The organism is Oleiphilus sp. HI0128 (genome assembly GCF_001635365.1).
The window spans coordinates 1-639 of the sequence record NZ_LWGG01000288.1 but is presented as its reverse complement, the minus strand read 5'-3'; the positions used below and the strand labels follow the sequence as shown (position 1 = coordinate 639).

Here is a 639-nt window from a genome sequence, read left to right as displayed (position 1 = left end):
TAACCTGGGTCTCGGTCACCTGTAACCTTGGCAACCAATGTTCGGTCATTCATACGGCCAATTACACTAAAGGTGAAGAAGCCAGCTTCACGCTCTGCTTTATTTGGCCCTTCACCAGGTTCAGGGAAAAAGCGATTAATTGTATTTTTATACCAAGACCCCGGCTTACCTGCCATCATCAAGCCTAAGGTCAATAAGCCAGCATAACCTTTGGCTCTTCCAGTAAAGCCTTTGCCGCTCATCATCGCTTCATCATAAAGGAAGTCTTTTCCATACGGGTAAGACTTCAAAGCATGAGAGCGTCGAACAACGCGCGTATTTATTGCCGCCATGATGAAAGGCATGATCCAAGCTTTTAGGTCAGAGTCGTATTTAACGCTTTGCATATCTGGCTTATCAGGGCCCGACATTTCCCCCTGAGGGTTCAAACCATAAGGGTTGAAGATCACCTTCTTAACTTCAGGGTCTTTACTCGCTTCGAGCATCACATTATTCATACTGGCAAAGGTACCGCCACTCATCGCCCCTTTTGCAGCTTTTAAGCGCATCTTGATATGGTAGCAATATTCGCCATAGTGATGTTTTGCTTCACGCTGAAGAAAGTACACACCCATGTCGGAAGGAATCGAGTCAAAACCA

The 639-nt window shown here is 45.9% G+C and carries 1 pseudogene; it reads right to left on the bottom strand.

The features are described 5' to 3' along the window. Positions 1–639: pseudogene (locus tag A3763_RS28030) on the bottom strand (saccharopine dehydrogenase); the annotation flags it as partial.